General features: G+C 67.5%; 14 protein-coding genes. 11 read left to right on the top strand and 3 right to left on the bottom strand.

The genetic code is table 11. The features are described from left to right. Positions 1 to 209 precede the first annotated feature (209 nt). Positions 210 to 1,619 carry an amidase gene (locus NN2_RS21790; protein WP_063015729.1) on the bottom strand — a complete coding sequence of 470 codons (1,410 nt, stop codon included), beginning with the start codon at positions 1,617 to 1,619 and terminating at the stop codon, positions 210 to 212. An 81-nt stretch (positions 1,620 to 1,700) separates the two neighbouring features. On the opposite strand from NN2_RS21790, the gene NN2_RS21785 reads away from it, so the two are divergent. The 4 genes from NN2_RS21785 to NN2_RS21765 all read left to right on the top strand — a co-directional run bounded on the left by NN2_RS21785 (position 1,701) and on the right by NN2_RS21765 (position 6,099). Further along, positions 1,701 to 2,381: a TetR/AcrR family transcriptional regulator gene (locus NN2_RS21785; RefSeq protein WP_063015728.1), complete on the top strand. Its 681-nt coding sequence runs from the start codon at positions 1,701 to 1,703 to the stop codon at positions 2,379 to 2,381. A gap of 513 nt (positions 2,382 to 2,894) precedes the next feature. After that, positions 2,895 to 3,419, top strand: a complete 525-nt coding sequence (locus NN2_RS21780; RefSeq protein ID WP_063015727.1) for a hypothetical protein — start codon at positions 2,895 to 2,897, stop codon at positions 3,417 to 3,419. Positions 3,420 to 4,427: 1,008 nt separating this feature from the next. Beyond that, positions 4,428 to 5,048: a DUF6461 domain-containing protein gene (locus NN2_RS21770; protein WP_146098807.1), complete on the top strand. Its 621-nt coding sequence runs from the start codon at positions 4,428 to 4,430 to the stop codon at positions 5,046 to 5,048. Positions 5,049 to 5,175: 127 nt separating this feature from the next. Next, the gene (locus tag NN2_RS21765) at positions 5,176 to 6,099 is read left to right on the top strand and encodes a CE1 family esterase (RefSeq protein ID WP_063015724.1); all 924 of its coding nucleotides are present in this window, start codon (positions 5,176 to 5,178) and stop codon (positions 6,097 to 6,099) included. A gap of 42 nt (positions 6,100 to 6,141) precedes the next feature. On the opposite strand, the gene NN2_RS21760 is transcribed toward NN2_RS21765, so the two are convergent. Beyond that, positions 6,142 to 8,319 (bottom strand): acyltransferase family protein, encoded by a 2,178-nt coding sequence (locus NN2_RS21760; RefSeq protein ID WP_082857166.1) that lies wholly within the window; start codon positions 8,317 to 8,319, stop codon positions 6,142 to 6,144. 1,535 nt (positions 8,320 to 9,854) lie between these two features. Here NN2_RS21760 and NN2_RS21750 point away from each other — a divergent pair. The 5 genes from NN2_RS21750 to NN2_RS37315 all read left to right on the top strand — a co-directional run bounded on the left by NN2_RS21750 (position 9,855) and on the right by NN2_RS37315 (position 12,011). Next, positions 9,855 to 10,139: a MerR family transcriptional regulator gene (locus NN2_RS21750; protein WP_082857175.1), complete on the top strand. Its 285-nt coding sequence runs from the start codon at positions 9,855 to 9,857 to the stop codon at positions 10,137 to 10,139. Between the two features lie 9 nt (positions 10,140 to 10,148). Further along, a complete protein-coding gene (locus tag NN2_RS21745; RefSeq protein WP_063015721.1) occupies positions 10,149 to 10,367 on the top strand; it encodes a hypothetical protein in 219 nt (72 codons plus the stop codon). A 218-nt stretch (positions 10,368 to 10,585) separates the two neighbouring features. Further along, positions 10,586 to 10,789, top strand: a complete 204-nt coding sequence (locus NN2_RS21740) for a cold-shock protein (RefSeq protein ID WP_030517997.1) — start codon at positions 10,586 to 10,588, stop codon at positions 10,787 to 10,789. Between the two features lie 517 nt (positions 10,790 to 11,306). Continuing rightward, positions 11,307 to 11,852, top strand: coding sequence for a DUF5994 family protein (locus NN2_RS21735; protein ID WP_063910839.1), 546 nt, complete (start codon positions 11,307 to 11,309; stop codon positions 11,850 to 11,852). Positions 11,853 to 11,870: 18 nt separating this feature from the next. Beyond that, complete coding sequence (locus NN2_RS37315) at positions 11,871 to 12,011, top strand: hypothetical protein (protein WP_156055821.1); 141 nt, start codon at positions 11,871 to 11,873, stop codon at positions 12,009 to 12,011. Positions 12,012 to 12,159: 148 nt separating this feature from the next. Here the strand turns inward: NN2_RS37315 and NN2_RS37310 are convergent, their stop codons facing one another. Further along, positions 12,160 to 12,318, bottom strand: a complete 159-nt coding sequence (locus NN2_RS37310; RefSeq protein WP_156511402.1) for a hypothetical protein — start codon at positions 12,316 to 12,318, stop codon at positions 12,160 to 12,162. 187 nt (positions 12,319 to 12,505) lie between these two features. On the opposite strand from NN2_RS37310, the gene fdxA reads away from it, so the two are divergent. Both fdxA and NN2_RS21725 read left to right on the top strand, forming a co-directional pair. After that, a complete protein-coding gene (gene fdxA / locus NN2_RS21730) occupies positions 12,506 to 12,856 on the top strand; it encodes a ferredoxin (RefSeq protein WP_063015719.1) in 351 nt (116 codons plus the stop codon). After that, a partial coding sequence (locus NN2_RS21725) for a helix-turn-helix domain-containing protein (protein WP_156511401.1) occupies positions 12,853 to 13,180 on the top strand: 328 nt, incomplete at its 3' end. The genes fdxA and NN2_RS21725, both read left to right, overlap by 4 nt.

Genomic DNA, 13,180 nt, shown 5'->3' with positions numbered 1-13,180 from the left:
GTCTTCGAATGCGTCCGGCTCGCGGGGGTGCCGACTCAGCTGAGGTGTGCGCATATCGCGGCCATGATGCGGGTCACGACTTCGTCGCCTTGTGCGCTCGATGTGAGGTGCGCGCGCGAGCACCATCAATGCGAGCGCATCGTCGACCCGCTGTCGCAATCCATCCATACAGCACGCACGGAGCCACACCCTGTCGCCGCACCGTGGTGTCAGGGGTTCGGGTGCTCCTGGATGCGGGGGAAGGGTTGTTCGGCTTCGAGGAGGTAGGCCAGTTCGATCAGGGTGCGTTCGTCGCCGTGGGCCGCCGATAGTTGCACGCCGACCGGCAGGCCTTCGGTGGTGCGGCCCATCGGCAGGGAGATCGCCGGGGTGCCGGCGATGTTGTTCAGTGGTGTGTAGCTGACGTAGCGGGTGAGCCGGTCGATCAGTTCCGGGAAGGCGACGGTCGGGGCGATGTGGCCCAGCGGCGGTGTGGTGTGTGAGAGTACCGGCGACACAACGACTTCCAGCCGGGCGAACATTCGCGCATATGCCGCCGGGATGCGCCGCAGCCGGCGCAGCGCCGCCGGCGTGCGGTGCAGATTGCGGCGGTGATGGGCGCGCAGTCCGCGGGTGAGTCCGTCGGTGGCGGCCGCGTCGAACGACCGGTCCAGGATGAGCTTGCCCGTGCTCACCGCGAGATCGGCCAGTAGCGCCCAGTATTGGACGAAATCCACCGCGAACTGCTCGGTCACCGGGAGGGCGATCGGTTCGACGACGTGCCCGGCCTTCTCCAGCAGTGTGGCCGTGTGCTCGACCGCGGCGCGGGTGGGCGCGTCGACCTCGGCTCCGGTGACGCTGTGCATGAGCAGCCCGACGCGCAGCCGTCGTTGTGCCGGGCCGCGGACCTCGCCGATGGGGGCGAGTTTCGGGTTGCGCCAGACGTTTTCGGCAGCGGCGACGAAGGCCGCGGTGTCGCGCACGGTGCGGGTGAGCACGCCCTCGGAGATCATGTGGATCGGCACATGCCGCGCCTGTTCGCCGTCGATGTGGCGGCCTCGGCTCGGCTTGAGCCCGACGAGCCCGCCGCATGCGGCCGGGATGCGGATGGATCCGCCGCCGTCGTTGGCGTGGGCGATCGGGACCACGCCCGCGGCGACGAGTGCGGCCGAACCGCCCGACGAGGCGCCGATCGAGCGATCCAGATCCCACGGGTTGCGGGTCGGAGGTTCGGTCATGAATTCGGTGGTGGCATTGAAGCCGAACTCCGGCAGTCGCGATTTGCCGAGCACCGTGAGCCCGGTGCCGAGGAACTGCTCGGCGTAGGCGCCGTTCTTCGCGGCCGGCCGCGCCCGGAACGCCTCGCTGCCGTGGTTGGTCGGCAGTCCCGCCAGGTCGGTGTTGTCCTTGACGAACGTCGGCACGCCGTAGAGGGCGGAATCGGACTTCGAGTGGTAGCGCGGGGCGTCGTAGATCGCGCAGGCGACGGCGTCCAGTTGCGGGTCGACCGCACGTGCTCGCTCGATGGCGGCGGCGGCGAGTTCCTGCGGGCTCACCGAACCGTTGCGGACCAGTTCGGCGAGGGCGACCGCGTCGTGCTCGGCGAGCGCATCGTCGCGAAATGCGTGAAGGGACGTCATGGCGGCTGAGTCTAGAAGAATGTACAGACTCTGCCCAGAGGAAAACTGTAAGAAGTTACAGAGATGGCCTAGGGTTGCATCGTGACCGCGCGCCGCCACCGTCCCAGTGCCCTGGCCCGACGCGAAGCCCTGCTCGCGGCCGCTGTCGACGTAGCCGCGACCGTGGGCGTGGCCGGGGTGACTCATCGCGCGGTCACCGAAAGAGCCGGACTGCCGCTGACCACGGTCGGCTACTTCTTCGACTCGATCGACGCGCTGACCGAGGAAGCGCTGCGGGTCTATACCGACGCCGACGCCGATACCCAGGTCGCGCTCGCCGAGGCGTTGGCCGAGGCGCACAGCACACCCGATGAGATCGCCGCCGCGCTGTCGTCGGCCGCGACCCCGCGCTCACCGGAGACGCCGGCGTTGTTCGAGGCCTATCTGCACGCCGCGCGGCACCCGGAGTTCCGCGATGCCGCCGCGCGGGCGCTCGATGCCGCACGCCGGGCGGCCGCCGCTGGTGTGCGCGCGGCCGGAGCCCCGGAACCCGATGCGGCCGCACCGGCGTTCACGGCCCTGGCGCACGGGTTGGCACTGCACGAACTAGCGGTGCCGGGCACGCTGCCGCCGGATTCGGTGCATGCGGCGTTTCGCGCGCTGTTTCTGGGATTCTTGCTCGACAACGGTCATGTGGAGCTGGCTCTGCGACTGCGGCGCCATGCCGCGGCGGACGATCAGGTATCCGAGGGCGATCCGTCGCCCGCCGAATCCGATGCGTGACAACGTCATTCGCGTCGCGTGTGCGCCTACTGGGCACGAATCCCGATGTGCGCACCCCTGCGGCGGTGCTGGGCGGACTGGTTGTAGGCGCGGTCCAGGTGCTCACCCCGGTCCGCACGCCAAAGGCGCAGCTAACGGGTAAAACTCGGTCGAGTAGGTCCGCGGCGGCGTAGTGCCCGCGTCGGCATGACAGCCGCAACTCGGAATCGTCGGCGATCGAGTGCGCGTCGATGAGCCCCACTTGCACGCCGCCGCGTGCCCGCTGTGATCAGGATCGTTGCCGCGGCGCCGACGTGCGTGCACTATCGAAGTCGGCCGATCAAGGATGCTCGTGCGGGGCCGATCGAGCCCGAGCTGCCAAATCCGTGAAATCCCTCGAGGACTGGGCACTCTCTCCTTCGTGAACGGCGTGTGCCGGCCCCGGCACGGCGCGGCCGGTGGTCCAGGCCGGTCTCCGGTACGCCTTGGCGGCGATAGCAGCAACGGAATTCGTCGCGGAGAGGAGCGAATGAGATGACAGACACCCTGACCGATTTTCCCACCGCACCCCTTCGGCTCGCACGCCCGGTCCCGGTGGCGCGGGCGACGCCGCGAAACCGGGTTCCGGCGACCGGGGTCGCGCGGGAGTGGCAGCAAGCCAAGACGGTGCTCGTCACCCGGGTCGCCGGGCCGAAGCAGTTGGTGACCGTGCCACGGCTGGTTGTCCCTATCGGACTCGGCCAGCTGGCATTTCGCGTCTCCTCCCGAGCTCCGGAAGCCGACGATCTGCTGCGCGACGGCCGTGTGCTCGTCCAGGCCGGCGATTGGCGCGGACATCCGGCGCTGGGGTCCCACCAGCGCCAGGGACACGCGCAGGTGGTGACCGCAGGCACGCTGGTGTCGTTCGTTCAAGCCGAGATCGAGGCCAAGTACCGGTGGCAGATCCCCCTGGCGAAGTTCGGCCACCGGCTGGCACGCGGCAGCGCCCGCTACGGCGACGTCGTCGTTCTCGTCACGGTTCACGAGCCCCCGTCCCCGATGCTGCCGCCGACGCCCTGACCACGGCCGACTCTCGGTGACCCAGCCTGTTGTCGGCGAACATTGCCGTCTCACCGAACGTAGCGATGCCGCCGGGGTGGCGATCGGCCCGGCGGCACCGCAACGACTTCGCGTGACCCGTCATGCCTGCCGGCTCACGCGCAGGCCGACGCCGGGCAGGACGCCGGCCTTACTGTTCTGTTACCCATTCCGCGATCGCTAGCAAACCTTCAGCGCTCGAGTATCGAGCGAAAAGTACCTGCTGAGCGAAGTATTCAATCGGCGTTTCCCTCCGCGTCACCCTCAGGCAATGGCAGGCTACCTCGGTCGAGGGGGGTGGCGAAGACTCGGTCGAGGGTGACGATGCCGGCGTCGTGGGTGCGGCTCCGAGTGCGACGCAGACGATCCGGGCACGTTTACAGTCGGATCCTGCTCTTGCGGACCTGATCACGGTGGATCCGTCCACGCGGGAAGCGAGCGGCTCGATTGTGGTGGTTCCGGGGCGCCGATCCGGGAACCAGTGTGGTCTCGGCGAGGTCGATCGAGTCCTCCATCAGTGCATCGTGCAGCGGGCGCCACACGAGAGGCCAAGTGAGTCGAAACCGACGCACACCCTGGACTCGCTGCTGGACGCCGCTGCCGACCTGGCGGCCTCCCACGGCCCCGCCGCGGCGCACGCAATCCCGGCGCCGATCCGACCGATACCGCCGAGGTCCTCGACCGGATCGTCCGTGACGCACTCGGCGAAACCGGCGGTGTGACAGCACATTTCGAACGCCGGAGCTGAGCGGTTCGGCGTCTCCTCGGACGCACGAAGAACAGGTCGAATCAGGCCGGAGGGTGCGGTTCGCGAGCGAGGTCGTCGCCGAAATGTCGGTGCTTCATGACACTATCTGCCGCTATGACTGCTTCAGCTGCTACGGCGCCTGGCATTCCGGCCACGGTGTCCGATGATTTCGCGAGGCGTACCTGTCTCGCGGTGGCCGAGAATGCCGCACCAGCAGGGTTTCTCGGGAAGCTCAGGGCATCATGAGTGCCCAGACCGGTGGGTTGGGGTGGATGTACGGGCGCGATCTGCCTCTGCTCGGCCTCACCTTCGCACGCGACATGACGGCCCGGCAGTTGTTGGAGCGGATGGATGTCGATCAGGACACGGTGGCGGTGCGTGCGCAGGACGATTTCTTCGCGGAGTTCGGTGACCTCCTCTACGTGAACGGCGCGTATGTGGTGAGCGCAGGACAGTACGGCCGGTGGGCATGGGCCTGGGAACACGGCAGCTGGAAGTGTGCCGAGGATCGCGACCTCGTCCGTCGGGCGTCCGCCGGAACCGCTGCTCTCGTACTGCTTTACAACGAGAACCCCATGGTGGAGTTCCTGTACGCCGAGAACGGCGAGCTCGTCACCGGCCTCAACACGCTGCTGAGTATGAACCTCGCTCCACAAGACAGGGCCGGCAGCGACCCGCACCGCTTCGACGACCAGATGCACGCACTAGGCGCCCGGCTCGACGGCGACGAGTGCGAATACGGCCTCCTGGGATTCCGCGGCCTGTTCTACAAACTGGCCGAGAACCTCGGCGTGGGCATCCCTCAGGAAGACCTCATCCAACGCCCCGTCCTCAGCGGCCGGCTGCGACCGCCGACCGCATAGCCGCCGCTACTCGCAGCCGCACGTTGCCGGCACGACCGCGCATCGGTACCGATTCGGCCGTTTACCACTGGTGAGAATCGCAGCCGCAGTAGGCTGCTGTCGGTCGCCGGCTCGACGATGGGAAAGTATGCGCGCTATCGCAATTCGACTCGCCGCGGCCGTGGCCGCCATCGCAGCAGTCGTCACGTCGTTCCAGGTTGCGCCTGTGGCACACAGTGATCGGAGCGGAATCCGCCTCGCCGCGGCGCAGTGCAGCCTGGCACCGACAGCCGGCACGGTCGTGCGGACTATCGGTACCAGGATCTATCGGCTCGACGTTCCTGCCGGCCTGACGGGGCACTCGGTGCCGCTGCTGCTCGCCGAGCATGGAAATGCCAGCAATGCGGCAGATTTCGAGCAGGTCTCGGGCTGGACTCCTTATGCGGCCGCGCACCACTTCATCGTCGCCTACCCGCAGGGCAACGCGAACAATCTGCCGCTGGATCCCGGTAACGGTCTGGTGGGCAACGATTGGGAGTTTCAGCAGGGCTCGATCGATGTCCAGTTCCTGCGCTCGGTCGTCGCCGACATCGAGGCGACGTGGTGCGTCGACACCGCACGCGTCTACAGCAGCGGGTGGTCCGACGGCGGCATCATGTCGCAGCGGATGGCGTGCGACGCCCCCGACGTCTTCGCGGACGTAACCTCCTGGGAGGGCGGCGATCCCACCCTCCCGAACCCAACCCTGCTGATTCCCAGTCCCGGATCGCCCTGCAAACCCGCTCGGCCGATCTCCGTCGGCATCGCCCAGGGGCAGATCGATCCGATCTCCGATCCGCTGGCCGGTGTGGCCAACGTCGACGCATGGGTAGATCGCGATGGCTGCCCCGTCCCGCCGGCCAAGTCCAGCGACGCATTCGGCACGACGGCAGGCTACGGACCGTGCCGGAGCGGGACCTCCGTGCAGTACCGGGTGGAAAACGGGCAATTGCATCAGTGGCCGTCCGGCGCGGCCGGCGAGGACCTGCGAGATCGACTGTGGAACTTCATGTCCGCCACGACCCTCCCGTAGGAGCCGAGCGGGCAGTGCGTCGTTCCCGGCGTCCGATGCGCGTCATTCATGGGCGAAGGCGCGGTCGGTGAGGGCGCCGATCGCGGGTTCGAGGGTCTCGGCGTAGCTGACCGTCAGGTGGTTGTCGTCGCGGAACACCAAGGTATTGCCGACGATGACGGGACAGCGGGTGGCGGTGCAGAACAACGGGGTGAGATCGGCGTACTGGCCGCCGCCTGCCGTCGTTGCTGCCTGCTCGGCCGCGACGCCGGCGTCGTTCACCCCGGCCGGGCGTGCGGGTGCGCAGGCGGTGGCATCGTCGAGGTGTTCGGACAGGCACGTCGGCACCGTGGTGTGGGGATCGGGGATCGGCCCGAGAACGAGAACGGCCGAACCGATCGCGCGGAGTTGGGCAACCAGGCGGCCCAGGCTCTCGACCCAGGCTCGATCGTAGGAGACGAAACCGAAATCGCCCCCGTAGCGCCGGGACATGTCCAGGACGATCAACCGCGGGTGTTCGTTTCGCAGCCGATTCAGCACCTGGCCGCGCCATTGCTCGCATTCGGTGTACTCCCGGTCCAGGTACGGGCTGGTGATGGGCAGGTCCAGCAGCGGGCAGGTGACCTTGGCCATCGTTTCCAGCCGCCAGTGCCGCGCCTCGGCGATCGGCTCCAGCGCCGGATTCCACATCGCCGCATGGGAATCGCCCACCAAAGCCACCGTGGTGGGCGAGTCCGGATCACCCGAGGCGCACTCGGCCTGGCCGACCTCGCGCCACGACCGGACACAGCCATTGGTGAACACATCGGCCTTGTCGCCGGGCGCGCTGTCCAGCGAGGGGGTGAGATTCGATGGGACAGCACGGATTTCGGCCGAGGCGGCGACCGCGGTTTGCGCCTGTGCCATCAGCTGCCGGACCGCCTCGTCGCGGGGGTCGGCGGCGGGCGCGGCCGAGTCCCGGGGCGTGGTGAGTACGAGGGACGGTGCCGCCACACCGTGACCGACCGGGGCGGGGACGAGCACGAGCAGCGCGAATGCCACACTCGCGGCGAGCGCGGTGCAGGCGCCCCCGCAGGCGAGACTGCGCACGGCCGAGTTCCGCAACGGCGCCGCGAAGCGAACCGGATTCTCGATCGTCCACTGGGTGAGCATGGCAAGCCCGCCGGCCATCACGAGCGCACCGAGTGCGCCGACTCGCCCGAGCGGGTGGCCCAGCATATGCGGCGCCAGCAGCAACACCGGCCAATGCCACAGGTACCAGGCGTAGGACAAGCCGCCGATCGCCCGTACCGGACCGCGGGTCAGCAGTGAGCCGACCCCGAAACATGCTCCGGCACAGCCGGATACGATCATCAGAGTGGTGCCCGCGACGGGCAGCAGGGCCGCGCTGCCGGGATACGGTGTCCTGCCGTTCAACTGGGTGCAGGCCACCACGACCAGAACCAGGCCGATCCATCCGGCCGGTGCGGCCACCGAGTGCGGCAACCGGGACCACACGGCAACCGAGAGCGCGATCAGGCCGCCGGCGGCCAATTCCCACGCCCTGGCGGGCAGCGAAAAGAACGCCCAGGGCGGCAGCGTGCCGGTCCAGATCAGTGAGATCGCGAACGAGAGCGCGGCGACCACCGCCAGAATGATCAGGTAGGGGAGTGCGGTGGCCGATCCGGTGCGGCGGCGCCGCACGAGCCACGCCGCCGCGACGATGAGCAGCGGCCACACCAGATAGAACTGTTCCTCCACGCCGAGTGACCAGAAGTGCTCGAACGGCGAAGGGGGCTCGCTCGCCGCGAGGTAGTCGGTGCCGCGCAGGGCGAGCCGATTGTTCCCGACATACAACGCACTGGCGATCCCGTCGCCGAGGACCTGACGCGCCTGCAGCGGCGGCAGCAGCACCACCGCGCCGATCGCGGTGGCGACCACCACGATGCCCGCCGCGGGCAGCAGCCGGCGAGCACGTGCGCCGTAGAAACGGGCCAGCGCGACGGTGCCGCCGGCCCTCACCTCCCGGCAAAGTATTCCGGTGATCAGAAATCCGGAGATCACGAAAAAGACGTCCACACCGACAAATCCACCGCTGATCCCCGGAATTCCGGCATGGAACAACACAACCGCCACGACCGCGACTGCTCGCAACCCCTCGATATCGGGCCGAAATCCCTCCCGGGGTTGCGATGCCTGGTGAACCCGGTCTGCCTGCCGATTTGCCAACCCGCTTACGGCCGTGTCCGTCATGTGCAGCATTGTGGTGGATCGACCCGGTCGTGACGCGACGACGTGCCGATTTCGTGGCCTGAAGAAATTCGCCGCTGCCCGGTGTGCCACTTATGGTCGAATTACGCGGTTTTCGCGTCGCTGAATTGTACGAATCCGGGATCGGAATGTAACCGCTTGTGTCCGAACCGGTCCGGCCGTTGTCTGCGCTCGAAGTCACCGCCGGCGCCTTCACGCCCGAGCGCGAGGAGGGCCCCGGCGGCTCGGTCCGCCGGGGTCCTCGACCTCACCGTAGAAGACGGTGAGCGGTCGCGCGAGCGAAACAGGCAGCGGAGCTGTCGATTTCATGTCTGCGAAGTTGCCGGATGCGGGTTTGCTCGTTCGGGGGGATGCGCTAGGTTGTGAAGCGCCACAACATCACACGCTGTCGGGGCGGCGCTTTCGCCGATGTTTTGGTGTGTGCCACGGGTTTCCGCGGGCCGGTTTGCCCAAGCCGGCTTGTTGTGCCCTCGACTTCCTCATTGAGCCGGGGAATCGAGGGACCGGAAGGCCCGGTGCCGGCGAGGGAGCCCTGCCACTGGTCATCTCACGCCGGCACCGTGTCCAGCCGGGAAATCGCAGGCCACGCTACCACTTCGAGTGTGTTCCTTGCTGACTGCTGTGCGCACTCGCCGACGCTCAACCGCGAAGGCTGGCGGGACCGCTCGCGGACCTGAACGGATGAAACAGGGGTCTTCCGGTGTGGGCCGCGGTGCGGCGCGCGGTGTCGAGCTGCTGTTGTGCCCGAGTGAGTCGGGCCTGAGCTGCGGCGAGTCTGGCGTCGGCGGCGATCAACCGCGCTGATGAGCGCCGGATCGCCTCGGTGGCGATTTCGAGTACCTGGTCATTGCCCATGTCGGCTCCCGATAGCCGTGCTGCGTTTCGCCGATCCACGACCTGGAACGCGCGCCCGGGTGAAGTCGTACCCATGAGCCTCGCCCCCTCCGTCCGCTCGGGCACTTCGGATCTACCCGGTCCCCACGCCCGCGAAACCCAGCCCACACATGTGACATAAGCACTTCCTCTGGCAGCCGAAAATCTGTCGTGTCGGGTGTAGACATTCGCTCGATGCCGTTGTAGAGTCGCTGTTGTTCGAATTAATGAGTCCGAGTGGCCGGGCAGGTGAACTGCCCGGAAGAAGTAGGTTCCACCGTCCCCTTCCGGCGGATGACAGATAGACCCGGAGCAGTCGGCCGGACCCGCCGGAAGGGGACGAAGCATCACCGAACAATCGAATGTCCGAGCACCGCAGCAATATCGGCGATCCAGGAGGTGGTCACTGAATAGACGATCATCAGTTCCGCATCCGGGAAAGCAGCGGATGCGGTGTGTGGAAGCGGCCCTCACGGGCTGGTGAACAGTAATGACATCATTCCCCCTTCCGTAGATTCCAGGCCCCGGCGCAACCGCGCCGGGGCCTGTCGGCGTTGACCCCGAGAGGCCCTGTGCAACTACCCAACCCCCACTCCGCCGACGGTCCCAGTGCCGCCGACAAACTCGACGACGACGATTACCCCGCCTACTCGATGGGACGCGCCGCGGAAATCCTCGGTGTCACCCAAGCGTTTCTGCGCAGCCTCGACGCCGCGCAACTGCTGACCCCGCAACGATCGGGCGGCGGGCACCGCCGCTACTCGCGCTACCAGCTGCGTATCGCCGCACGCGTGCGTGAACTCGTCGACGCCGGCAACGCCCTCGACGCCGCGTGCCGCATCGTCATCCTCGAAGACCAGCTCGCCGAGGCCCGACGCCTCAACACCGAACTGCGGCACACCCTCGACCAGCACAGCAACCCCACAGAGACGACGTGAACGTGCAACGTGCCCGACACCCGCACCGGCCGGATGGATGTCTTCCTTCCCCAGGCGCTCGCCGTCGCCGTCCTCGACGCGGTGATCCGTCTCCACGTCGCCTCGGCCCTGGCTCGCACCGGCGAATCGGCCGCCACCATCGAATACGGCACCGGCCGGTCACACTCGCCGGGGGTCACCCGCTGGCCGGTGTCCTACACCACCGGTAGTCTCCCGCAGCAGGAGTGACACAACCACTGACCAATCCCAGAGGTAGGGTTCAGCGGCGTCGCGTTGTGCCGACTTCTCATCGGCATATTCACCCAGTGCCCTGCCCGCAGAGACATCGGCGCGGTTAGTTCGGCCGGGGCGGGCGCGGGCCGGTCAGCGTTCATGTGACATGCTGGTTGACGAGCACGGGTTGTTGACATGATCGCTCGGCTCGCAACAGGAAGTTGTACATCAGTATGTCGCAGGGCAGTGTGAAGTGGTTCAACGGCGAAAAGGGCTTCGGCTTCATCGCTCAGGACGGGGGAGGCCCCGACGTTTTCGTCCACTACTCCGAGATTTCCGGCTCCGGCTTCAAGTCCCTGGATGAGGGACAGCGCGTCGAATTCGAGATCGGCCAGGGCCAGAAGGGCCCGCAGGCCCAGAGCGTTCGCGCCATCTAGGGACCGAGTCTCCACGAAACCCGCGCCTGTGGCGCGGGTTTCGTGCTTTTCGGAGGGTTGCCGGCCCGGGCGGCAGAGCGTTCGCCGGCATCCGGCCGGGCATGGGCGGTATGCGGATGGCGTGGGCCCACGTGGACACGGACGGCAGATTCCCGTAGCGTCGAGGTAGAAACCCGGTCTCGTAGCAGCGGACGGTGGACTACAGGGTCCGCTCGGCGCTTCTGATCCGGAGACGGGATCACGGTCCTGACGATCGACTATCGGATCGGCAAACCACGAGCGGTCGAACGCCGCTGGATCACTCTTCGCAACCAGCGCCTGCATGATTCGCTTGCTCGGGGTGTGTGTTCTCCATCGCTCACCACAGGACCGCCACGGGCCGCGAACGGGCCCAGCGCCGGCGACGCCGGAGCGGAGCGAACCGTTCGGCTCGGCGACATCCCGACCGATCTCACGATCGTCACGTCGCCGGCTTCCCTCAATGCGGCCGATCCGCGGCCGAGTCAGGAGCGTCGGCATGAACTGCCCGACCCGCCCCATCCCCAACACCGCACACCTGGACCGCGAGCATGGCGCACGCGTGCAACTCAAGACAGCCGAGACGAAAACGGGGTATGTCGACGGCGCTTGGTGGCCGCACAGCACCGATCTCGCCGCCGAACTGCCCCACCTGATCACCGCGATCGCGGGACGGCTCGACTCGATTCACCGCGTGGTTTACCAGCCCGGCGAATGGACTCCCACCCCACAACAACTTGCCCACGCCGGACGCAGTGTCCGCCTCGACGGGAACCGGCACGGCACCGCGCATACGATCGAAATCCTCGGCGCCCGCGACCGGCGGCAGATCCTTCTGATCATCCCGCCACACACCGATCCCCACAGGGCCGCCGCCGTGATGGCGATGGCCTGCCGCGTCGACGACGAATCCACGATCGACCAACTGCTGGCCCAGCTTCCCGGACGCACCGGCAGAGCCGCAGCCCTACGACAGTGGCGCAGCAGCGGAACCATCCGCCGGGTCGACACATCCGGCAGCGCACATCAGCTACCTATCCGATAACGACAGAGAGAACTCACCATGAGCGACAGAGCATCCGCCGGACCTCAGCTGTTCAGCCACGAATACACCGCACCGGACAGCACTCCCGCCAGTGCAATCGACACCGACCTGCGACCGAAATTCCTTTCCGCGCACGAAGACCGGCAACACGACGACTAACCCCAGCGGCACCTCGATTTATCGTGGCGGTGGCTCCCGCAGGCGCCGCTTCGACCGCACCGGCATCGGAGTCGGGAGGGCTACCGACGCCGTACAGTGCGCCATCGGCAGATCGAACACGGTCGTCACCGCCGGCCGCCGATACGAGTCACCGGAACTCGCGGGCGAGGACATCGCCGCCCTCGCTGGCACCGATATCGCAGCGCGGCAACAGGATCGGCACCGACTCGCCGAGCGTGTCGTAGAGCGTCGGCGACGGGTCGATATCGCCGAGAGCGAGGTGCCGACGGCCCTCTCGGTTCGACATCCGGCGGGCGTGGTGGTGCGTACCCCGGCCGTTGAACGATCGGACCTGTCGGTGCATCGTTGTGGGCGCTGAGCGAGACGCCGGGGTGATGTGAACCGGATCCGCTGCCGACGGCGTGCGCCGGGAGATTCGGTGGGGTGTGTCACCGGTCTTAGTTTATACAAGCTTTGGATGTATAAATAGAGGTATGGCGTATGTGATCGGCGAGCCGTGCGTGGACGTGATGGACCGGGCGTGTGTGGAGGAGTGTCCGGTCGACTGCATCTACGAGGGTGCTCGTTCGTTGTATATCCACCCCGACGAGTGTGTGGACTGTGGGGCGTGTGTGCCGGTCTGCCCGGTGGAGGCGATCTATTACCAGGACGACCTGCCGGCCGAGCTCGAGCCTTACCTCGACGACAACGCCGCCTTTTTCAGCGAGACCTTGCCCGGTCGCGGCGAACCTCTCGGATTTCCCGGTGGCGCAACCAAACTCGGCCCCGTCGGGGTGGATACGCCGCTGGTCGCCGCGCTGCCGAAACGGAGTGCCCAGCCATGACACGCGAAACGGCGTCCGCTGCCACGCCGTCCAGTTCGCGTGCGACGCCGACCGGGGCCGGTGGTGGCCGTCGTGGGGAGGTGCTCGCGGTATTGCGCGACTCGCGTGATGCGTTGAGCATCCTCGATATCGCCGCGCACCTGCAGTTGCATCCGAACACGGTGCGTTTTCACCTCGAGGCGCTGGTCGAGGCCGGGCAGGCCGAGCGGGTCGACAGTCCGCGCACCGGCCCGGGCCGGCCTCCGCAAATGTTTCGCGCCCATCGCGGGATGGACCCCGCCGGGCCGCGTAACTACCGGCTGCTCGCCGATATCCTCACCGCCC

The organism is Nocardia nova NBRC 15556, from assembly GCF_001613005.1.
Lineage (GTDB): Bacteria > Actinomycetota > Actinomycetes > Mycobacteriales > Mycobacteriaceae > Nocardia > Nocardia nova.
The sequence above is the reverse complement of the archived record's forward strand: the minus strand, read 5'-3'. Positions and strand labels throughout refer to the sequence as shown.

What these genes read in the sequence shown, in the direction of transcription:
- NN2_RS21790 (WP_063015729.1), bottom strand. Translation starts at nt 1,619, where the DNA reads ATGACGTCCCTTCACGCATTTCGCGACGATGCGCTCGCCGAGCACGAC.
- NN2_RS21780 (WP_063015727.1), top strand. Translation starts at nt 2,895, where the DNA reads ATGACAGACACCCTGACCGATTTTCCCACCGCACCCCTTCGGCTCGCA.
- NN2_RS21770 (WP_146098807.1), top strand. Translation starts at nt 4,428, where the DNA reads ATGAGTGCCCAGACCGGTGGGTTGGGGTGGATGTACGGGCGCGATCTG.
- NN2_RS21765 (WP_063015724.1), top strand. Translation starts at nt 5,176, where the DNA reads ATGCGCGCTATCGCAATTCGACTCGCCGCGGCCGTGGCCGCCATCGCA.
- NN2_RS21760 (WP_082857166.1), bottom strand. Translation starts at nt 8,319, where the DNA reads ATGCTGCACATGACGGACACGGCCGTAAGCGGGTTGGCAAATCGGCAG.
- NN2_RS21750 (WP_082857175.1), top strand. Translation starts at nt 9,855, where the DNA reads ATGGGACGCGCCGCGGAAATCCTCGGTGTCACCCAAGCGTTTCTGCGC.
- NN2_RS21740 (WP_030517997.1), top strand. Translation starts at nt 10,586, where the DNA reads ATGTCGCAGGGCAGTGTGAAGTGGTTCAACGGCGAAAAGGGCTTCGGC.
- NN2_RS21735 (WP_063910839.1), top strand. Translation starts at nt 11,307, where the DNA reads ATGAACTGCCCGACCCGCCCCATCCCCAACACCGCACACCTGGACCGC.
- NN2_RS37315 (WP_156055821.1), top strand. Translation starts at nt 11,871, where the DNA reads ATGAGCGACAGAGCATCCGCCGGACCTCAGCTGTTCAGCCACGAATAC.
- NN2_RS37310 (WP_156511402.1), bottom strand. Translation starts at nt 12,318, where the DNA reads ATGTCGAACCGAGAGGGCCGTCGGCACCTCGCTCTCGGCGATATCGAC.
- fdxA (WP_063015719.1), top strand. Translation starts at nt 12,506, where the DNA reads ATGGCGTATGTGATCGGCGAGCCGTGCGTGGACGTGATGGACCGGGCG.